At 67.1% G+C, this 19,610-nt stretch carries 20 protein-coding genes and 1 pseudogene; 8 read left to right on the forward strand and 13 right to left on the reverse strand.

All coding sequences use genetic code 11. The annotated features are described in order from the left end of the window. Window positions 1–27: 27 nt before the first annotated feature. Entirely contained in the window at window positions 28–1,368 is a 1,341-nt protein-coding gene (gene tatC, locus ABDZ81_RS07200) for a twin-arginine translocase subunit TatC (protein WP_343773239.1), read from the reverse strand. A 107-nt stretch (window positions 1,369–1,475) separates the two neighbouring features. Between tatC and ABDZ81_RS07205 the strand changes: the two genes are divergently transcribed. Continuing rightward, window positions 1,476–3,785 (forward strand): twin-arginine translocase subunit TatC, encoded by a 2,310-nt coding sequence (locus ABDZ81_RS07205; RefSeq protein ID WP_343773240.1) that lies wholly within the window; start codon window positions 1,476–1,478, stop codon window positions 3,783–3,785. Between the two features lie 220 nt (window positions 3,786–4,005). Here the strand turns inward: ABDZ81_RS07205 and dpsA are convergent, their stop codons facing one another. Next, the gene (gene dpsA, locus ABDZ81_RS07210; RefSeq protein WP_343773241.1) at window positions 4,006–4,539 is read right to left on the reverse strand and encodes a DNA starvation/stationary phase protection protein DpsA; all 534 of its coding nucleotides are present in this window, start codon (window positions 4,537–4,539) and stop codon (window positions 4,006–4,008) included. A gap of 260 nt (window positions 4,540–4,799) precedes the next feature. On the opposite strand from dpsA, the gene ABDZ81_RS07215 reads away from it, so the two are divergent. The 3 genes from ABDZ81_RS07215 (at window position 4,800) to ABDZ81_RS07225 (ending at window position 7,168) form a co-directional block, all read left to right on the forward strand. Next, window positions 4,800–5,378 carry a Rieske (2Fe-2S) protein gene (locus ABDZ81_RS07215; protein WP_343773242.1) on the forward strand — a complete coding sequence of 193 codons (579 nt, stop codon included), beginning with the start codon at window positions 4,800–4,802 and terminating at the stop codon, window positions 5,376–5,378. A gap of 106 nt (window positions 5,379–5,484) precedes the next feature. After that, window positions 5,485–6,717, forward strand: a complete 1,233-nt coding sequence (locus ABDZ81_RS07220) for an ABC transporter substrate-binding protein (protein ID WP_343773243.1) — start codon at window positions 5,485–5,487, stop codon at window positions 6,715–6,717. 277 nt (window positions 6,718–6,994) lie between these two features. Continuing rightward, complete coding sequence (locus tag ABDZ81_RS07225; RefSeq protein ID WP_343773244.1) at window positions 6,995–7,168, forward strand: ribbon-helix-helix domain-containing protein; 174 nt, start codon at window positions 6,995–6,997, stop codon at window positions 7,166–7,168. Window positions 7,169–7,204: 36 nt separating this feature from the next. Here the strand turns inward: ABDZ81_RS07225 and ABDZ81_RS07230 are convergent, their stop codons facing one another. After that, window positions 7,205–7,972 carry an SAM-dependent methyltransferase gene (locus tag ABDZ81_RS07230; RefSeq protein ID WP_343773245.1) on the reverse strand — a complete coding sequence of 256 codons (768 nt, stop codon included), beginning with the start codon at window positions 7,970–7,972 and terminating at the stop codon, window positions 7,205–7,207. 76 nt (window positions 7,973–8,048) lie between these two features. After that, window positions 8,049–8,252, reverse strand: a complete 204-nt coding sequence (locus tag ABDZ81_RS07235) for a hypothetical protein (protein ID WP_343773247.1) — start codon at window positions 8,250–8,252, stop codon at window positions 8,049–8,051. A 125-nt stretch (window positions 8,253–8,377) separates the two neighbouring features. On the opposite strand from ABDZ81_RS07235, the gene ABDZ81_RS07240 reads away from it, so the two are divergent. Beyond that, entirely contained in the window at window positions 8,378–9,121 is a 744-nt protein-coding gene (locus tag ABDZ81_RS07240; RefSeq protein ID WP_343773249.1) for a DNA polymerase sliding clamp, read from the forward strand. A 165-nt stretch (window positions 9,122–9,286) separates the two neighbouring features. Then, window positions 9,287–10,246, forward strand: a complete 960-nt coding sequence (locus tag ABDZ81_RS07245) for a C-terminal binding protein (RefSeq protein ID WP_343773251.1) — start codon at window positions 9,287–9,289, stop codon at window positions 10,244–10,246. 54 nt (window positions 10,247–10,300) lie between these two features. Here the strand turns inward: ABDZ81_RS07245 and ABDZ81_RS07250 are convergent, their stop codons facing one another. After that, complete coding sequence (locus ABDZ81_RS07250) at window positions 10,301–10,888, reverse strand: DUF7474 family protein (RefSeq protein ID WP_343773252.1); 588 nt, start codon at window positions 10,886–10,888, stop codon at window positions 10,301–10,303. 136 nt (window positions 10,889–11,024) lie between these two features. Between ABDZ81_RS07250 and ABDZ81_RS07255 the strand changes: the two genes are divergently transcribed. Continuing rightward, entirely contained in the window at window positions 11,025–12,077 is a 1,053-nt protein-coding gene (locus ABDZ81_RS07255) for a DNA primase large subunit PriL (RefSeq protein ID WP_343773253.1), read from the forward strand. Window positions 12,078–12,079: 2 nt separating this feature from the next. On the opposite strand, the gene ABDZ81_RS07260 is transcribed toward ABDZ81_RS07255, so the two are convergent. Next, window positions 12,080–12,331 carry a DUF7472 family protein gene (locus tag ABDZ81_RS07260; protein ID WP_343773254.1) on the reverse strand — a complete coding sequence of 84 codons (252 nt, stop codon included), beginning with the start codon at window positions 12,329–12,331 and terminating at the stop codon, window positions 12,080–12,082. A gap of 193 nt (window positions 12,332–12,524) precedes the next feature. On the opposite strand from ABDZ81_RS07260, the gene ABDZ81_RS07265 reads away from it, so the two are divergent. Then, window positions 12,525–13,280 carry an SWIM zinc finger family protein gene (locus ABDZ81_RS07265; RefSeq protein ID WP_343773255.1) on the forward strand — a complete coding sequence of 252 codons (756 nt, stop codon included), beginning with the start codon at window positions 12,525–12,527 and terminating at the stop codon, window positions 13,278–13,280. Between the two features lie 9 nt (window positions 13,281–13,289). Here ABDZ81_RS07265 and ABDZ81_RS07270 read toward each other — a convergent pair whose 3' ends face one another. The 7 genes and pseudogenes from ABDZ81_RS07270 to ABDZ81_RS07300 all read right to left on the reverse strand — a co-directional run bounded on the left by ABDZ81_RS07270 (window position 13,290) and on the right by ABDZ81_RS07300 (window position 19,579). Beyond that, on the reverse strand, window positions 13,290–14,612 hold the full coding sequence (locus ABDZ81_RS07270) for a cytochrome P450 (RefSeq protein ID WP_343773256.1): 1,323 nt from the start codon (window positions 14,610–14,612) through the stop codon (window positions 13,290–13,292). 89 nt (window positions 14,613–14,701) lie between these two features. Beyond that, window positions 14,702–15,124 (reverse strand): annotated as a pseudogene (hjc, locus tag ABDZ81_RS07275) (Holliday junction resolvase Hjc); the annotation flags it as partial. 144 nt (window positions 15,125–15,268) lie between these two features. Beyond that, window positions 15,269–15,415: a hypothetical protein gene (locus tag ABDZ81_RS07280; RefSeq protein WP_343773258.1), complete on the reverse strand. Its 147-nt coding sequence runs from the start codon at window positions 15,413–15,415 to the stop codon at window positions 15,269–15,271. A 126-nt stretch (window positions 15,416–15,541) separates the two neighbouring features. After that, a complete protein-coding gene (gene argF / locus ABDZ81_RS07285; protein ID WP_343773259.1) occupies window positions 15,542–16,504 on the reverse strand; it encodes an ornithine carbamoyltransferase in 963 nt (320 codons plus the stop codon). After that, on the reverse strand, window positions 16,501–17,589 hold the full coding sequence (locus tag ABDZ81_RS07290; protein ID WP_343773260.1) for a [LysW]-lysine hydrolase: 1,089 nt from the start codon (window positions 17,587–17,589) through the stop codon (window positions 16,501–16,503). Before ABDZ81_RS07290 ends, argF begins: the two co-directional genes overlap by 4 nt. Next, window positions 17,586–18,722: an aspartate aminotransferase family protein gene (locus ABDZ81_RS07295; RefSeq protein ID WP_343773261.1), complete on the reverse strand. Its 1,137-nt coding sequence runs from the start codon at window positions 18,720–18,722 to the stop codon at window positions 17,586–17,588. Before ABDZ81_RS07295 ends, ABDZ81_RS07290 begins: the two co-directional genes overlap by 4 nt. Then, entirely contained in the window at window positions 18,719–19,579 is an 861-nt protein-coding gene (locus tag ABDZ81_RS07300) for an acetylglutamate/acetylaminoadipate kinase (protein ID WP_343773263.1), read from the reverse strand. The genes ABDZ81_RS07295 and ABDZ81_RS07300 overlap by 4 nt, the downstream gene beginning before the upstream one ends. Between the last annotated feature and the right edge of the window lie 31 nt (window positions 19,580–19,610).

A 19,610-nucleotide genomic window follows, 5' to 3' on the forward strand; every position in this document is an offset into this window, starting at 1 on the left:
GCCCGACTCGGCGCGATCGCGGCGGCGTCACCGCCCGACCCAGCGCAACAGCAGTAGCGTCCCCTCGTAGAGGGTGACCATCGTCACCGCGACGATCAGCGGCGCCATCCCCGTCGGGTCCGGGCTGAAGAGGAACGCGAGCCCCAGGAACGCGCCCCAGAACAGCAGCCGGTTGTCCGCCAGCCACTGACGCGAGGTGATGCCCATCATCGTCGCCAGCATGATGAACAGCGGGATCTGGAACACCACGGCGAGCATCCCCATCATCGTCAAGATGAGGTTGAACGTCTCGCGCAGCCCGAACGCGACGTTGGCGGTCACGTCGGAGTAGTAGAGGAAGTACGTGAACAGCCCCGGGAGCACCAGGAAGTACGCGAAGGAGATGCCGACGACCGCGAGCACGAGGCTGGTCGGCACCGCCGCGAGGTAGTAGCGCCGCTCGTTGGGGTACAGCCCCGGCCGCATGAACAGGTAGGTCTCGTACACCGCGACGGGCAGGGCAATCGTCAGCCCTGCGAGGCTCGCGAGCTTCAGCTCGGTGAGCTTGAGCTCCAGCGGGCCGTACACGTGGGGCGACGCGACCTCCTGTGCGGGCAGGACGCCGAACCAGATCGTCGTGATCAGCCGCTCGGCGATCGGGAAGGCGACGACGGTGACGACCGACGCCGCGAACAGCACGATCGCCAGCCGGTTGATCATCTCCTCGACGTGGTCGGCCAGCGGCATCTCCTCGTCGTCGGGCGGCTGGCTGATCCCGATCTCGGAGGACTCGTCGTCGGGCGTCTCGTCGGCCACGCTGCCGGTGCCGGCGACGCCGACGTCCGAGCCGGCGTGGCTCCCGTCTGTCCGGGCGGTCGGCTCTGGCGGCTCGTCCGCGACGCCGTTCGTGTCGTCGTCGGGCGCGACGCCGTTCGCGGCGGGCGGCGCCTCGTCGACGCCGGTTTCGTTCGTGATGTCGTCCACGTCGGGTTTCGAGACGTCGTCGTCGCGCGTCTCCGGAGCGCCGGCGCCCGCGTCGTCGTCCTCGGGAAGCATCCGGTCGGTCGACGGTTCCACGGCGTCGTCGCTCGGCGCGGCGTCGGGATCAGCGTCGGCGGCGTCCCGACCGTCCGCGGTCGGGCTGTCGGCGTCGCCTCTCTCGTCGCCGCTGTGGTCGATCTCGGTGGGTTTGTGGTACGGTCGGTAGGAGTCGGGCGGCGACGCCGCCTCGTCGTCGTCGGATTCGGCGCCGGGATCGGCTTCGTCGTCGTCGGCGTTCAGCTCGGATTCGACCTCCCGCTCGACTTCCGACGATACCGACGGCTCCTCGTCTCGCTCGTCGTCGCGCTCGTCGGGGACCCGGTCCCCGTCGCCCGGCTCCTCGGCCATCTGATCGAATGTAGGCGCACGGCGCGTTATAGGCCTTTTTACTGCACCGCAGGACCGCGCGGGGAGAAGAAGATTGATAACGGGCAATCGATTACCCCTCGGTACCTATGAGTTCGGCCGTCGACGAGGACACCGTCCAGACCGTCCAGGCCGGCCGCGAGACGATCGCGGGCGTGCTCTCGTCGGCCCAGACGCACCTCCAGAAAGCCTTCGTCGCGTTCGTGATCGGGATGATGGGCACGATCTGGGCGATGCGAGCGGTCGTCTGGGACTTCCTGGAGGCCAACACCAAGTCCCGGATGAACGCGGCGACGGCCGAGGCGACCGACATCGTCGTCCGGACGCCGTTCGACGTCATCCTGCTGCAGGTGAAGATCGGGCTCGTCGTCGGCGTCCTCTTTGCCGTCCCCGTCTTGCTGTACTACGGGCGCGAGGCGATCCTCGAACGCGCGGACTCGACGATCCCGATCAACGCGCGGCGGGTCGCCGGCTTCGCGGTGGTGTCGGTCGCGCTGTTCGTCGGCGGCGTCATCTACGCCTACGGGGTCTTCTTCCCCTACATGTTCGAGTTCCTGGCGAGCAACGCGAACCAGGCCGGCGTGAAGCCGAGTTACGGCATCGTCGAGTACACCGAGTTCATCCTGCTGTTGACGCTGTCATTTGGATTGGCCGCCCAGCTCCCGATGGCGATGGCGGTCCTGACGTACACCGAGATCGTCCCCTACGAGACGTTCCGCGACAAGTGGAAGTACGCCGTGCTGGGCATCTTCGTCTTCGGCGCCGTGTTCTCACCCCCGGACCCGTTCACGCAGGTCATGTGGGCGCTCCCGCTGGTCGCGCTGTACGGCGCCAGCCTCGGCCTCTCGAAGCTCATCACGAACGTCAAGCGCGCCGGGCGAGCGGCCGACCCGGTCGAGGCCGAGAAGTTCCGCCGCCGCGGCAAGCATCTCGCGCTCGCGGTCGTGCTCGCGTTCGTCGGGACGATCCTCGTCCTCTCGACCGGCGGGCCGACGGTCGCCAACGAGTACCTCCTGCCGGCGCTGCCCGACCTGATCAGGCCGGACGGCGAGTTCGTCGCCGGCGATCCGCTGGCCCGCGTCTGGGTCGCGATCCAGGCCACCGCCGTCGTCGCGCTGCTCGGGATCGCCTACAACACCGCTCGGGTGCTCCGCTCGCCCGTCCAGCCGCGCAACACCGGCCGCTCCTCGACGGCGTCGGCCGCGGCGGACGCCGACGGCGAGCCGGCGCCCGCCAGCACCGGCGGTCCCGCCGACCTCGATCTCGACGAACTGGACGTCGCGGGCGTCCGCGCGGCGCCGCCCGAGGCGTTCCTCTCGCTGACCGAGGACGAGGCGCTGGCCCACGCCAAGCGCGCGATGGACGACGACCAGCCCGACAAGGCCCAGCTGATCCTCGACCGGTTCGACGAGTTGGAGGCCGAGCACGACGCCGACGACGGGGATGCTGCTGACGCGGCCGACGCCGCTGCCGCAGACGCCGCGGACGGCGAGGGTGCCACCGACGCGGACGACTCCGGGAACCCCGTCACCGGCACGGCGGCGGGCATGATGGACGCGTTCACGGAAGACGAGACGACCGAGGAGGAGATCGGCGGCTACTTCTACGATCTCCGGTTCATCGTCTCCAGCCTCACCTCGAAGATGTTCCGCATCGTCGGGCTGATGATCGCGGTGTTCGTCCTCACGTTCTTCTGGCTCTACTCCGGCGGGATCGGCCGCATCCGGAAGCAGTTCCTCGCGCAGGTGCCCGAGGACCTGCGCCCGGAGGACGGCGGTACGGAGGCGCTCGAAGCCACCGGGGAGATCATCGCGCTCCACCCCGTCGAGGTGCTGATCTTCGAGGTCCAGGTCAGTACGATCCTCGCGGTGGTGATCGCACTGCCGCTGATACTGTACTACGCCTGGCCGGCCCTCGAAGAGCGCGGGCTCGTCGCCCAGGGTCGAGTCTCCCGCTCGGTCTTTTTCGTCTGGGGCGGCTGCCTCGTCGCCGGCCTGATCGGCGGCAGCCTGCTGGGCTTTTTCGTCATCGCGCCGGAGCTGATATCCTACTTCGTCGCGGACGCGAAGGCCGCCGGGATGATCGTCTCCTACCGGCTGCGCAACTTCTTCTGGCTGATCTTCTCGCTGACGATCGGGATCGGCCTGCTGGCGAACATCCCCGTCACCATGCTGCTGTTCCACCGCAGCGGCGTCCTCTCGTTCCGGTCGATGATGGACCGCTGGCGCGTGGTCGTGCTCGCGATCTTCGCGCTCGCCGGCGTGGCGACGCCCAACGGCATCCTCACGATGTTGCTGTTCGCGGCGCCGGTCGCGCTGGCGTACCTGATCGGGCTGGGCATCCTCTGGGCGGTCACCCTGCCCGGGCGGCTGCGGGGTCGCGGCGGCTCGCCGGCCTGACGGCGGCGTCGGGACGCCGCTGCTGCCCTGATACTTAGAAAAACAGACGTTCTCAGCGGCAGATGCCACTCCATCGGTGTAGATACTACATGTAACGATCAGAGGGATCGGGATGAGATTATGAGCCTGTTACACACCGAATCGCGTACCGCTGGTTTCGAAAGCAAGTGAACGCTCGTACTCGCGCTCGAGAAGTACATTGACCGTCTTATCTAATGCACTACCATTTAGTCAGGGAGTCCTCGGCAAGGAAGTGCTCGATCTCGTGGGCGTACTCTTCGAGCTCCTCGAGTTGCTCGCGCAGCAGCTCGGAGGTCGCGTAGTCGCCGAGGTTCTCGGCGAGCTCGACGTGTTCGCGGACCCGCTCGATGATATCGCCGTACATCTCTTCGTCATTTTTCATCATCGTGCGGACCTCGAGGATGTCCTCCTGTTCGGGCTCGACGGGTGACCGGTCTTGGAAGTCCGCGGGCCGGTTGATGGGGACGCCGCCGAGCGCTTGGACGCGTTCACCGAGGTGGTCGGCGGCCTCGCTTGCGTCCTCGTAGGCCTCCTCGTAAAATAGGTGAAGGTCGCGATACTGGGCGCCGTTGACCGTCCAGTGGTGCTTGCGGAGCTGGTGGTACAGCACCTCGGTCGCCGCCAGATCGGTGTTGAGCGCATCGACGAGTTGTTCTGCCTTGTCCTGGTCGAGTCGCACGGCGTTCTCCTCGACCGTACCGAACTCCTGCGTCACGGGCTTCTGGGAACTCATCGTAATTCGAAGTGGGTGTACACTCCCTCTTATAGATTTCAGACGTATTAGATATAATACCGAGCTGAATTTTTAAAAAGAGGAGGTGGAGCGTCCTAATGCGGGGAATGTATTCCCGGACTGTCTATTATGCCTCTCGAAAGTCTACCCGGGCGCAAGCGGACTCAGCTCATCTTCTGTAGTAGTCGCCGAACGGGTTATATTGAGCCACTCACTCCGGACTCCGCAACAATTTTTAGGCCTGCCTAATACCCGTCCCTATGCGCGATGTCGTCCGGGCTACCGTCGAGGCGAACGGCGAAGAGAAAACGGTTCGCGTTCACGATACCGAAGGTGAAGTCGAACTGGACGACGCCACGTTCCGGTTCAGCGTCTCCTCGCCGGAAACAGAGGAGAGTGAGCACGAAGGCGGAACAACGTCTGCGGCTGAGAGTCGGGAGCGCGATGCTGCGGATAGCGAGGCCCCGCGACGAATCGCCGCGCTGGAAGACGTGCCGACTACCAGGACACTCCGCTGTGAAGCGATCGACGGCCAGTACGGGGTGGAGTTTATCCTTCGACGAGAGGGCGACACGGTGTTCGCGTGGCGCAACTCCTGCCCACACGAACCCGAGGTCCGCCTCGACACCGGAAACGGAGCGATCGTGACCGGCGAGCACGTAGTGTGTCACAAGCACGGCGCGCGGTTCAAGCGCGGCGATGGGACCTGTACGCACGGGCCGTGTCGCGGTTCGGCCCTGGATGAGATCGAGGTTGCTGTCCGCGACGGCGAGATCTACCTGGTGGACGACCGATTCGACGAAGGACACCAACTATCGGGCAGGCACGGTGATACGTAGTTCATCTGAACTCACCGACGAATGGATTTCTCGTTCGCCTTCGCTAGTCTTACCGAACAGTATCGAATTCCGAAATACATATGTATTTTTAGGCAAGCCTAAAAATATGGCGCGTGACACTGACGATGCGGACGCACCAACGCGACGTGACTACCTAGAGTACGGTGGAGCAGTCGTCGGTAGCGGAGTGTTGGCGGGATGTCTCAGCTCCAACGGCTCCGGCCCCACCGAGAGTACGACGGACACGACTTACACGGCGACGATGGAGCCGATCGGAACACTCGAACGCGACTCCGTCCCCCAGAACTTCGTCGGCGGTTGGGGAGCCGCGGCCGACGTCATGACCGCCCTCGGACAGGGGGAGAAGATCGTTGCGGCCGAAGGTCCACAGTTCTGGTTCACCGGGTTCTACGACAAGCTCCCCGGTGTGTCCGTCCCAGATCCGGACTCACTCGACCGCGTCCTGACCGAAGACTGGGCTGTCCGAAAGGAGCTTCTGTACCAACTCGACCCGGACCTGCTCGCTACAGACCCGAACCGCTACATCGCGTACTACGGCAGCGACGAGGACGAGGTCGAAGAAATCCACGACACTATCGCGCCGTTCTTCGGGAACGTGAGCCGCCGCAAGAGGGGCGACGGATGGCCGAACTGGCCCGACGGCGAGTCGTATCCCTACTACACGATTCCGGAGTTCGTCGAGCGCTACGGCGAACTGTTTCGGGCGTCTGAGCGCGCGACGGCGCTCAACGAGTTCTATCGAACGGCTCAGGAGGAGATGCGCTCACGGGTCCCGTCGGACTCGGACAAGCCGACCGTCACCGTCTTGAACGCACGGAACAACCCCGAGACTGCGGAAGGCTTCACCGTATACAACCCCTACACGGGGTTCGAGAAGACGTACGGGAAGAAGCAGTACCGTGACATGGAGATCGTCGACGCGTTCGACGGGAAGTACGACGGGCAGTCGGGCATAACCATTGGATACGAAGGGCTTCTGGAGGCCGACCCCGACATTATCATCCTCCACTTCGCCGTAAACTACCGTGACTGGGACGGGAAGGACGCCACGCAAGCGACTGTCGAGGAGCTACGAAGCAGTTCTCTGGGCCAGAAACTCACGGCCGTTCAAGAAGATAACGTCTTCGTCGGCGGAACGCCGTATCAGGGCCCGATTATCAACCTCTTCCAGACGGAGATGCTCGGCAAGCAACTCTATCCCGACGAATTCGGCGAGTGGCCGGGCGATGTGACCGACGATCGGCTCCCCGACGTACCAGAGGAAGAGCAGTTGTTCGACCGTGACACGCTCGCGGAGATCATCACGGGGGACAACTGATCGGCAGACCGGTACGCGCCGGGCACTCAGCTCGACTCCTAAACATCTCCGGGAGATGGCGGGAATCTCAGTGCTAAGTTCGCAGGTGTAACTGACGGCCGTTTCGGCCTTCTTTGAGTAGATCGAAGGTACTGACCCGATTCCATCCTCCCACTGTATTCAGCACGTAGTTCTTGACAATAGGCGGGTAGATTCCAACACCGTAGCGTTATTTCAGCTCCGTGTCTCAGTACACGGAATCGTTCCGTATATACAGGAAATACACATACTCGCCTATATGCCCAAGATAAGCGTCGAAATTCCGCAGGAGCTCCTCGCGGATCTCGACGATCACGTCGGCGACGACGGCAAGTACGTCAACCGCAGCGAGGCCGTGCGGGCCTCGATCCGGAAGAATCTCGATATTTTAGACGAGATCGACGAGCGGCACGGCCGACTGGACGAAGAGTAGCGACACTGCGGCGGCCCGGAAACGGACCGGTTCGACTCAGTCGATCCGCTCGGCGAAGCCGAACCGCTCTTTGATCTCGTCGACGCGGATCCGCACCGTCTCGCCGGTCTCGGCGCCGGGGACGAACAGCCGGAACCCCTCGACGCTGGCGATGCCGTCGCCCTCGCCGCCGACGTCCTCGATCTCGACTTCCAGTTCGTCGCCGGGACTGACCGGCGCAGTCAGGCGTCCCTTCGCGACGAGGTACACCTCGGAGGATTCCTCGCGGCTGGCGTCGGGCGCCATCGTCCGGACGTACTTGAACTCCTCGTCGATGTCCTCGCGCAGCGGGTCGACGTCTTGCCCCTGGAAGATCTTCGTCGCGAAGTCGCCGCCGCTGTCGAGCACTTCCAGCGCCGTCTCGAACGCTTGGCGGGCGAGGTGGGCCGAGCGCGCGGCGTCGAGGTTGTACTCGCCGGTCATGTTCGGCGCCATGTCCGAGACGACCGCGTCGACTTTGCCCGCAGCTTCGACGACTTCCTCGCGCGTGGACTCCTCGGTCATGTCGCCCCGGACGTACTCGACTTGCGCATCGGCCTCGACGTCGTCGATCCGCTGGCGGTCGACGCCGATAACGGTCCCCTCGGCGCCGACCTTCTCGGCGGCGACCTCCATCCACCCGCCGGGCGCCGCGCCGAGGTCGACGACGGTGTCGCCCTCCTCGATGAGATTCTCCGCGGCGTCGAGCTGCTTGAGCTTGTAGGCCGAGCGGGCGCGGTACCCCTCCTGCTTGGCCTTGTTGTAGTAGTGGTCTTTTCCAGCCATCTGATTGCCTGCAGTTGTCCGTCAGCGGGTTTACGCGCTTCGCTTGGCAGTTCGGCCGACGCGCCGCTCCCACCGGTTACAGCCACCGGCGAACGATCGACGCCGCCGCGGCGACCACAACCGCACCGACGCCGAGCAGCCACGCCGGCGAGCCGGTCGGCGCACCCAATGTGCCGCCCTGGCTCCCATAGTACACCGTGTACGCCGCGACGGCGACGCCAGCGAGCAGTACCGTGGCCGCGATCGGCGAGTCGCGCGCGTCCGAGAGCGTGACTCTCATGCCTATTAGTTGGGATTTTGACATTAAAAGCCTTTGACGGGCAGGCCGCCTCGGCTGCGGACGCCTCGCACGCGCGAGCGCGAACGCGGGGGTTTTTATGTCGGGGCGCTAAAAATCCGACCAATATGTTCAAGGCGATCGTCAGCGCCGAGACGCTGGGGACGGCGCTGGATTCGGTGAGCGTGCTGGTCGACGAGTGCAAGATCCACCTCGAAGAGGACGGCATCGCCATCCGCGCGGTCGACCCCGCGAACGTCGGCATGGTCGATCTCTCGCTCGACGCCGCGGCGTTCGAGTCCTACGAGGCCGACGGCGGCCTCATCGGCGTCAACCTCTCTCGACTCGAAGACATCGTGGGGATGGCCGACTCCGGCCAGCTCGTCGAGCTCGAACTCGACGAGGAGACGCGCAAGCTCCACATCCAGATCGACGGGCTAGAGTACACGCTGGCGCTGATCGATCCCGATTCGATCCGCCAGGAGCCCGACATCCCGGATCTCGACCTGCCCGCCGAGATCGTCATCGAGGGCGCCGACATCAACCGCGCGGTGACTGCCGCCGACATGGTGTCCGACCACATTGCGCTGGGCGTCGACGCCGACGCGGAGATGTTCTACGTCGAGGCCGAGGGCGACACCGACGACGTCCGCCTGGAGCTCGACCGCGAGGACCTGATCGACCTGCAGGCCGGCGCGGCCCGCTCGCTGTTCAGCCTCGACTACCTCAAGGACATGAACAAGGCGATCGCCAAGGACGGCGAGGTCACCACGGAGCTCGGCGAGGAGTTCCCCGTCAAGATGCACTTCGACATCGCCGAGGGGCAGGGCAACGTCACGTTCATGCTCGCGCCGCGGATCCAGAGCGACTGAGCTGCCGGGTTTCGCCCGTTTTCACTCGCTGAGTACGGAAGCGTTCTTTATGTCCGTCCCGTCGCAAGGTTCGGGTAGGTAGCCCGGTTCCCCGCCCGCCGCGGAACGACCGCACCGCATCCGCCGTAGAACCGGATCGCACCGCATCCACAACTTGACACATCCATGACCACGACCATCGCCGTCAGCGACACGCCGTTCGTCAAACAGGACGTCGTCAGCGAGGAGCTCGCCCCGATCGACCACGAACTCGTCCCGATTCCCACGGGGGACCGGGAGGCCATCGTCGACGCCGATCCCGAGGCGCTCGTCCTCGACGTCAACACCGGCGTCGACGCCGAGCTCGTCGAGCGACTCGACGACCTCAAAATCGTCGCCCGCGCCGGCACTGGCTTCGACAACGTCGACGTCGAAGCCTGCGAGGACGCCGGCGTCACCGTCGTCAACGTCCCCGGCTACTCCACGAACGAGGTGGCGACCCACGCGTTCTCTCTGCTGCTGGCCTGTCGCCGCACGCTCGTCGAGTACGACCGCGAGGTGAAGGCCGGCGAGTGGAACTGGATGCCCGACCGTCCGTTCCCCCGCTTCTACGGCTCCACGCTCGGCGTCGTCTCCTTCGGGACGATCGCCCGGCGGCTCGCCGATCTCACCGCGGGGTTCGACCTCGATCTGGTCGTCTACGACCCCTACGTCGACGAGGAAACGACCGACGAGTACGACGCCGACCTCGTCGATTTCGAGGAACTGCTCGATCGGGCCGACGCCGTGACGATCCACGCCCCGCTCACCGAGGAGACTCGCGGGATGTTCGACGCCGCGGCCTTCGAGCGCCTGGCCGATCACGCGATCGTCGTCAACGTCGGTCGGGGCGGCATCGTCGACGAGGACGCCCTTTACGAGGCGCTCGTCGACCGGGAGATCTTCGGCGCCGGGATCGACGTCATGGACGACGAGCCCCCGACCGGCTCCCCGCTGCTCGAACGGGACGACGTCGTCCTGACGCCCCACGCGGCGTGGTACTCCGCGGACTCCCACCAGGAGCTCAACGAGATCGTCGCGGGCGACGTCCGGCGCGTGTTACAGGGCAAAGAGCCCGAGAACCCCGTCGAGCCGAAAGGCTGGTGAGATCGGACTCCGTGCGCTCGGCCGACGAGTTCTGACGCCGACGCCGCGCGAGAATTACACGTTCCGGTCGATGATCGACTTCGCCGCGGTCGCCTTCTCCTTCCAGCCGTACCCCTGCTCGTACACGTGGCGTTTGCTGTCGACGAGCTCCTCGGGGCTGGACTCCTCGAAGCCGCCGCGCGCCCACGTCCCGGTCTCGTGGAGCCACTCGACGACGTTCTCCCGGGTTTCGTCCCACGAGAGGCCGACCATCTCGTACCACGCGATCAGCGCGAACACGCTGTTGTCGTGACAGCCCGGGACGCTGCCTTTCTCGTAGATAGTCTTGATCGGGTCGTGGGTCGGCGTGCTGACTCGCTCCTTGCGCTCTTCGGGCGTGAGCAGTTCGAGCACGTCGTCGTTCTCGCGCACCCGGTGCTCGCGGCGCAACTGGTCGAGCGCGGCGGCGTGGAGGCCGCTCCAGCGCCCGTCGACGGCCTCCCGGAGCGCCGGCTCCGGCCGGGGCTCGGCGGAGAGCACGGCGAGCACGTCGATGTAGGCTTTCTCGACGGACTCCCAGTCGGCTCCCGAGAACCGGCAACCCGGCTCGTGGAGGTCGTTAGTCGTCCGACAGCCTGGACAGGGGTACCCGAAGTACGGCACAACACGCGTTGCTACGCACGGTTCGCAAAAAGGATGCCGATTGTTTACTGCGGGCCCGAACGCGGCCATCAGCTAACTGGTACGTACTCCGAACCAACCGGGCGTTTTATCGGGGACCGACCGAAACGGCAGGGCGATGAAGCGGCTCCACGCGCGGTACCCCTTCCTCGATTCGGCCCGGGAGGCCGTCGAGACCGCCGAGGTCGACCTCGCCGAGCTGGTGCTCCGCGAGGATTCCGCGGCGGTCGACCGGGCGGTCGAGCGCGTCGACGCCGCGCTCGCCGAGGACTCGGTCGGCCAGCCCCACCGGCGAACGCGGGTCGAACTGCTGTCGTACCCGATCGCGCGGGTGCTGGTCTCGCTGGTCGACGAGCCGATGCTCCAGCGCAAGTACGCCCACGCCGAGGCGGCGACCGCCCGCGAGCGCTTCGAGGCCGACGTCGACGACGACGCCGAACTCAAGAGCGCGAGCGGCGGCCGGATGACGACCGAGCGGCTGCTCGCGGAGTTCGACCTCGCGGACGACGTCCGATCGATCGACGACGACCGCTATCTCGTGGCGGTGGGACCGTACCTCCGGCTTTCGGGCGGACTCGACGGCGAGGAGTGGCGCCTGGCGACGCGCGCGCTCCGGGACGGCGAGGTGCCGGTCGACGAGGCCGAACTCCGGGAGCTGCTGGAGGCGGCGATCCGCGAGCGGGTCGCCGACGGCCTCCCGCTGTCGGTGCCCGAGCCGATCGCCGAGGGGCTCGCCGACGCCGTCGAGCGCATCGAGGACTCGCTGGCCGACCGCGAGCTGCGCCACGACTTCGACGCCGTCGTTCCCTCGCTGTTCCCGCCCTGCGTGCGCGCGCTGCTCGAACGGATCGACGACGGCGAGTCGCTCGACGAACCGGGCCGGTTCGCGCTGACGGCGTTCCTGACCAGCCTCGGGATGGCGCCCGACGCCGCGGCGGACCTGGCGGCCGGCGCGGCCGACGCCGGCGAGTCGGTCCGCTATCAGGCCGCCCACCTCGGCGACGAGGAGGATCCCGGCTACGCGCCGCCCAGCTGCGCATCGATGGCGGAGTACGGACTCTGCGTCGACAAAGACGAACTCTGCGAGGAGATCGACCACCCGATCACGTACTACGACCGGCGGCTCGACGACGCCGACGGGGCCGACGCGGCCGCGGCGGCGAACGAGTAGTATCAGGCCAGTTCCGGCGTTTCTTCGTCGTCGTTCCCGCCGGCTCCCGTCACCTTCGTCGCGAGCACGTAGCCGACGACGGCCATCGAGAAGATGAATGCGATGATCGTGCCGACCAGCATCTGTCCGCCCTGCGTCGAGAGACCGTCGTTCGTCGAGTAGGTCGCGCCGATCGCCATCATCGCGCCGATCATCACCGCGAGCGCCCCGATGGAGACGACGATGTTGATTTTCTGCTCGCGATCTAGGTCCATAGTCGGAGGAACCGCCGGACCGGCAAAAAGCGCTTCGATGAGGGCGGCGATCTCGGTCGGAGAGCGGTCGCGACTGCACTCGAAACGAAGGGGGTGACGGAGCGGTGTATTTGGAGTTTCAGACGCTCTGTCTGCCGTTCACCCCATCGTTTCGACTGGAAGACTTACCCGTCCGGAGCCCCTACGAGTACGCATGACGCAAACCGAACACACAGGCGCGTCAGACCGGCGACGCGGGCGGACGGCGGGCGGCGCGAGCGGGGAGTTCGATCAGCGAACGCGGCGGGCGCTCTCCGAGCGGATGGCCGTGACGCCTCTCGGCGGGGGCACCTACGAGGTCGCCACGGAGAGCGACCACAGCTACGTGGTCGACCTCGAAGGCGGGCGGTGTACCTGTCCCGATCACACCTACCGCGGCGCGCGGTGCAAGCATCTCCGGCGCGTGGCGATCGACGTCTCGGAGGGGCTGCTCCCGCCGCCGGGACGGGCGGCCGCCGAGTGTGAGGTCTGCGGCGCCGAACTGTTCGTCGACGAGAACGCTCCGGGACCGCATCTCTGTGCAGATCACGAGTTCGACGTCGGCGACGAGGCGTACGACCGCAACACCGGCGACCGCGTGCTCATCGTAGCGCCGCCCGCGGGTCGGGCCGACGAGGTGGCGATCCGGCACGGGCGAACCGTCGCAGATCACTACTCGAACGCAGAGTATCCGGACGACGACGCCGTCGTCGCCGCGGTGTACGCCCAGTCGGTCCGGATCACCGAGGATGGCGCCGTCCCCTCGGAACTGACAGTCTACTCGTTCCCGCGCTCGCGGCTCTCGCAGGAGCCGGTCGAGCGGGCGTCGAACGCGGAGCGGCGTCCGGACGACGCCGACGGACGGCGCCGGAACGGCGCCGAGTCGCAGTCGCGCGACGCGGAGCAGCGCAGCCTCGGCGCGTCGCGCTAACGTTCTTCTCTAGTCGTTTTCCCGCTGCTCGATCTCCACGTCGACGCCGTCTGCGGGGTGCATCGTCAGCGAGCCGCGCAGCTCCAGCTCTCCGTCGTCGACCCGGTTCAGTCGGTACTCGCTCGCGATGGTCGCCAGCACGATCGTCGCCTCGGTCAGCGAGAACTGCTTGCCGATGCAGGAGCGAGGGCCGGCGCCGAACGGGAAGTACGCGTACGTGGGATGGTCAGAGTCGTCCCAGCGCTCCGGTTTGAACGTCTCGGGGTCCTCGAAGTACCGCGGATCGCGGTGGGTCGCCCACTGGGATAGCATCACGAGCGACTCCGCGGGCACCTCGTACCCCTCGATCTCGATGTCCTGGTCGGGCTGACGGAACATCGCGTACACCGGCGGGTACAGCCGCATCGCCTCGTCGAGCATCTTTCGGACGTAGGTGAGCTCCCGGACGTCCGCGAACGTCGGCCGGCCGTCGACGACGGCGTCGACCTCCTCGTGGACCTTCCGCTCGGCCTCGGGATGTTCCGAGAGCAGGTACCAGCCGTAGGTCAGCGCCAGCGCGGTCGTGTCGTGGCCCGCCAGCAGCATCGTCATCAGCTCGTCGCGGATCTGTCGGTCGCCGATCTCGCCGTCCCGTCGCGCCCGGAGCAGGATCGACAGCAGATCGTCGCGCTCCTCGATCGAGTCCCGGCGTTCGGCGACGATCTCGTCGATCACGTCCTCCAGATTCTCGATGGCGGCGTGGTACTCTCTGTTTTCCGGCGTGGGCAGCCAGTCGGGGACGACGGCGCGACGCGGATCCGGTTCGAAGCGCCGCCCCAGCGGCTCCAGGTTTTTCTGGACGACCCGGGTGCGCGCCGGCCCGAGGTCGGCGCCGAACATCGCGTCGACGATGATGCCGACGGTGAGCCGCGCCATCTCGGCCTCGACGTCGCGCACCTCGCCGGGCGCCCAGCGCTCGATCAACGATTCGGTGCGCTCGGCCATCATGTCCGCCAGATCGGCGACTCGGTCGGGCGCGAACGCGGGCTGGGCGAGCTGGCGCATCTCGCGCCAGAACGGCCCCTCGCTCAGGAGCAACCCCTGGCCCAGCAGCTCCTCCATCGCGTCGGTCTGGAAGTCGGGCTTGCGGAACCGGTCGGCGTCGTTCACCAGCACCTGCTCGACGGCGGTCGGCGTCGTGAACAGGTACGTCTGCTGGCGGCCCAGCCGGAACGTCGCGACGTCGCCGTAGGCGTCGCGCATGTCGGTCGCGAACCGGAACGGGTCGCGGGCGTAGTACGGCGTCGCGCCCACCAGCGGGAGGTCCTGGGGTCCGGGCGGCTGTGGGTGCATCTCACCGGAGCTTTGACTGGAGAGCAAAGAACCGCACGCAGGTTAGATCACTTACACGACCGGTCGTCCGGCCGCACCGCGACGCGCTACTCCCCGACGTCGTCCAGCCGCGCCTGGCTGGAGTGGCCGGTCAGCTCGTCGAAATCGGTCCCCTCCGAGAGCGCAGTCTCTTTCTTGACGCGGTAGTTGCCGCCGTCGGTCGTATAGAGGTCCGCCGGGTGGAAGAAGTACCAGTCCTCGCGGTCGAACCGGACGCCGATGCGGGGCTTGGCGCCGAAGTTCTGGGAGAAATAGACCAGCGCCTCGACCTCCTCGCCGGTGAGGTAGATCGGATCTCCCGAACTGGATTTGGCTTCGATCGCGTAGAAGTCCTCGCCGTTGCCCGCCAGCGCGTCGGGCAGCTCGCGCTCGGTCGCGCTCCCGCTGGCCGGCGCGCGCATCACCGCGAAGCCGGCCTCGTCGAGCCTGTTGACGAGCTCGCGCTCGCGCCGGTCGCCTTTCGCGTTCGACATTAGCGGTAGGTGGGTGCGGTCGCTCTTGAACCCAGTGGTCCGATCGGGCGACGGGGCGGCGGTCCCCGCGGATCGTCGGCGCGTTCCGACGCCGCGGTCGACTGCTCGACGCCGCCGATCGCCCGCCCGACGCCGACGTCCCGCTCAGTCGTCGTCCGGCCCCAGCGAGATGCCGCACCGTAACTCCGCGCGGTCCGAGACCTCCGCGTCGACGGCCGCCGATTCCGCGTCGGCGTCGTCCGCGGTCGTTTCCTCGCCCGATTCGGCGTCCTCGCCCTGCTCAACGGACATACGTTTCTCCTTCGAGTAGCTACCCATTGTTATACCGCAATTAACTGGGACGTAACTGGCACGTTTCTGGAGGTAGGCGGTAGGTACTCGGCTCGGAAAGAACGGGTCCGAAAGCGTCCGCGGTTCCTACACCTGATCCAGCAACCAGACCAGCAACCCTTTCTGGGCGTGCAGGCGGTTCTCGGCCTGGTCCCAGACGACCGCGCTGTCGGACTCGATGACGTCGTCGGTGATCTCCTCGCCGCGGTGGGCGGGCAGGCAGTGCATCACCGAGGCGTCGTCGGCGTGCTCTAAGAGCTCCTCGCAGACCTGGAACCCGTCGAAGGCGTCCATCCGCACGTCGCGCTCGTCCTCCTGACCCATGCTGATCCAGACGTCGGTGTAGATCACGTCGGCGTCGGTCGCGGCCTCGACGGGGTCGTCCGTGAGCGTCGGGTCGCCGCCCAGCTCGCGGGCGCGCTCGACGACCTCGTCGTCGATGCCGTACCCCTCCGGCGTCGCGACGGTGAGATCGACGTCGGTCAGCGCGCAGCCGAGCGCAAAGGACTGGGCGACGTTGTTGCCGTCGCCGATCCACGCCGCCGAGACGTCCTCGAACCCGTCCTCGTGCTCGCGGATCGTCAGCAGGTCAGCGAGCGTCTGGCAGGGGTGGGCGTCGTCGGTCAGCCCGTTGACGACCGGCACGTCGGCGTAGCGGGCCAGCTCGACGGCGTTGGCGTGCTTGAACACGCGACCCATCAGCACGTCGACGTACCGCGAGAGCGCTCGCGAGGTGTCTTTCAGGGGCTCCCCGCGGCCGAGCTGGATGTCGTCCTCGCCGAGGAAGATGGCGTGGCCGCCCAGCTGGGTCATCCCCGTCTCGAAGGAGACGCGGGTGCGGGTCGAGGGCTTCTGGAACAGCATTCCCAGGGTCTTGCGGTCGAAATCGTCGTGGGGGACGCCGGACTCGAACTCCGATTTGTACTCGGCGGCGACGCCGAGCACGGCTTCTAACTCCTCGGCGGTCAGGTCGTCGACGTCGAGGAAGTGCCGGGCCTCCGAGTCGCCGTACTTGCCCGGCGCGCGGCGGCTGTCGCGGTAGTCGCTCATTCGTCGTCACCTCGCAGGCGCTCGGCGACGTCGACGAGCACGTCGACTGACTTGTCGTACTCGGCGAGCGCGAGGTGCTCGTTGGGTGCGTGGTCAAGGTTCGAGTCGCCGGGGCCGTAGGTGACCATCGGACAGTCCCAGTGCTGACCGAACACGTTCATGTCGCTGGTGCCGGTCTTGCGCAGCAGGCGCGGGTCGCCGTCGGCCTGCCGGATCGCGACGCGGAACGCCCGGGCGACGTTCGTCCGGGGGCTCTCCATCGCGGGCTCGACCTTGTCCTTCCAGTGGACGCTGCCGACGCCCTCGAGGTAGCCGTCGGCGATCTCGCGGACCTCCTCGACCGAGAGTCGGGGCGGCACGCGCAGCTGGACGTCCATCGTCGCCTCGACGGAGAGGCCGTCGTCTGTCAGGCCGCCCTTCACGTCGATGGGCTTGGGCGTCACCTGCTCGAAGACCGGGCCCCAGTCGTCCTCGTCGAACTCGTCTTCGACCTTCGACCACCAGGCGATGGCGTCCTGGATCGCGTTGTTCTCCGGCCGGGAGCTGTGGCCGGACTCGCTGGTCGCGACGTACGTGCCCGCGAGCAGCCCGCGGTACCCCAGCGTGATGCCGTCCCAGCCGCTGGGCTCGCCGTTGACGACGGCGTCGGGTCCCGACTCGCGATCCTCGACGACGTGGCGGGCGCCCCGGGAGTCGACCTCCTCGCCGGTGACGCCGATGAAGCTCACGCCGGTGCGGACGGCGGCCACGGCCATCGCGGCCAGCGGCCCGGTGGCGTCGACGCTGCCGCGGCCCCACAGCGCCTCGCCGGCGCGGACGCCCTCGTCGTACTCGCTGTCGTCGATCCGGACGGGGATGTCGCCCGGGACGGTGTCGATGTGCGACGTCAGCAGGACGGCGTCGTCGGCCGGCGCGCGCACGTTGCCGATGTCGTCGATCCACGCCTCGCGGTCGTGGGCCTCGAAAAAGTCGACCAGCCGCTCGGCGACCTTCTCCTCCTCGCCGGTCGGCGAGGGGATCTCCACGAGATCGACCAGTAGATCGCGAGCCTCCTCGTCGGAGACTCCGGCGAGCGCGGCGCTCACGATCCATCACCCAGTTCCTCGGCGAGGGCGTCGACGACCCGATCGGCGTGCTCGCGCTCGATCGTCAGCGGCGGCAGCAGTCGGAGCACCGACCGGCCCGCCGGCAGCGCGAGGATGCCGTGGTTCAACGCGAGCTGCTTGAGCAGGCGGTTCGAGCCCCGCTTGACCTCGATGCCGACCATCAGCCCCTCGCCGCGGACGTCCCGCACCGAGTCGCCGAGTTCGGCCTCGATCTCCTCGCGCAGGTACGAGCCGACCTCGGCGGCGTGCTCGGGGACGTCCTCGTCGACGATCGTCGAGACGGTCGCCTTGGCGGCGGCGCTGATGACGGGCCCGCCCGAGAACGTCGAGGCGTGCGACCCGTAGTTCTCGGCGATCCAGTCGCGACACAGCGTCGCGCCGATCGGGAACCCGTTGCCCAGCCCCTTCGCGCTGGTGAGGATGTCCGGGACGACGCCGCTCTGCTCGGCGGCCCACAGCGTCCCCGTGCGGCCGAGGCCGGTCTGGACCTCGTCGAAGATCAGCGCCGCGCCGTTGGCCTCGGTCTCCTCGCGAGCGGCTTCGAGGAACCCTTTTTCGGCGGGGTTGATCCCGCCCTCGCCCTGGATCGGCTCGACGATCACCGCGGCGGTGTCGGCGTCGACGGCGTCGGCCAGCGCGTCGGGATCGTTGTAGGGGACGAACTCCACGTCGCCGATCAGCGGCTCGTAGGGCTTCTTGTACTTGTCCTTCCAGGTGGTCGCCAGCGCGCCCATCGTGCGCCCGTGGAACCCCTGCATCGTCGCGACGATCTTCGAGTCGCCCGTCGCCGACCGGGCGAACTTCAGCGCGGCCTCGTTGGCCTCGGTGCCGGAGTTACAGAGCCACGTCTTGTCGATCGGATCGGGCGCGGTCTCGGCCAGCAGCTCGTAGACCGCGGTTCGCGACTCGACGGGATACGACGCCTGCACGTACGTCAGGTCGTCCAGTTGGTCGCGCACCGCGGCGTCGACGGCGTCGTGGCCGTGGCCCAGCGGGACGCAGGCGTAACTGGCGCCCATGTCGAGGAACTCGTTGCCGCCGTCGTCGTACAGGTACGGTCCGTCGCCCGATTCAATCTGGATCGGCTTCTCGTTGAATACGAATCCGCTCATGCTTCTGCTTCCTCCTTTTCTTCATCGGGGAGAGCGCTCGCCGCGATGTGCGTGCCGCCGCCGTCGACGGCCGACAGCACCGGCTCGTCGGCGTTGGCGTCCGCGACGACGACTTCCTCCGCGCCGCCCGAGAGCGCTTCCTTGGCGGCCATGATCTTCTTGGTCATGAACCCTTCAGCGGCGTCCTCGATCAGTTCGAGGCCCACGGGGTCGTCGGCCGTCTCGATCAGCGTCGACTCGTCCTCGGGGTCTTCGAGCACGCCGGGCACGTCGGTCAGCACGACGAGCGTGGCGTCGAGCGCCCCTGCGACGGCCGCCGCGGCGCGGTCGGCGTCGGCGTTCACGGCAGTATAGCCGCCCGACTTCTCCTCGCCGAGCATCGGCACCGTGACGACGGGCGTGTACTCGCCGTCCAGCAGCGTCTCCAGCAGGTCGGCGTTGACGTCGGTGATCTTCCCCGAGTGGTCGCCGCGCTTGATCTTCTTCTTGCCGTCCTCGACGACGCGCACGGCCGACTTCCGGCGCCCCGAGAGCACCTGCCCGTCGACGCCCGAGAGGCCGACCGCGTTGACGCCCTGGTTCTGCAGGGCCTCGGTGAGGTCGGTGTTGAGCTTGCCGGGGAGAACCATCTCGAACACGTCCATCGTGCGCTCGTCGGTGAACCGCCCGACGACGCCGTCCGGCGTCTCGACGTACGTCGGCTCCTCGCCGAGTTCCTCGAGCGTGTCGTCGACGGCGGTCGACCCGCCGTGGACTACCACCACGTCTTCGCCCTGCGATACGAGTGCCGCGACGTCGGCCAGCGCTCCCGCGGGGTCGACCGCGCGCGCGCCGCCGATCTTGAGTACTGTCGTCATGAGAATCTCCTTGTTGAGTATGAAATTCGGG

This window comes from Natronoarchaeum mannanilyticum (genome assembly GCF_039522665.1).
Classification (GTDB): Archaea; Halobacteriota; Halobacteria; order Halobacteriales; family Natronoarchaeaceae; genus Natronoarchaeum; species Natronoarchaeum mannanilyticum.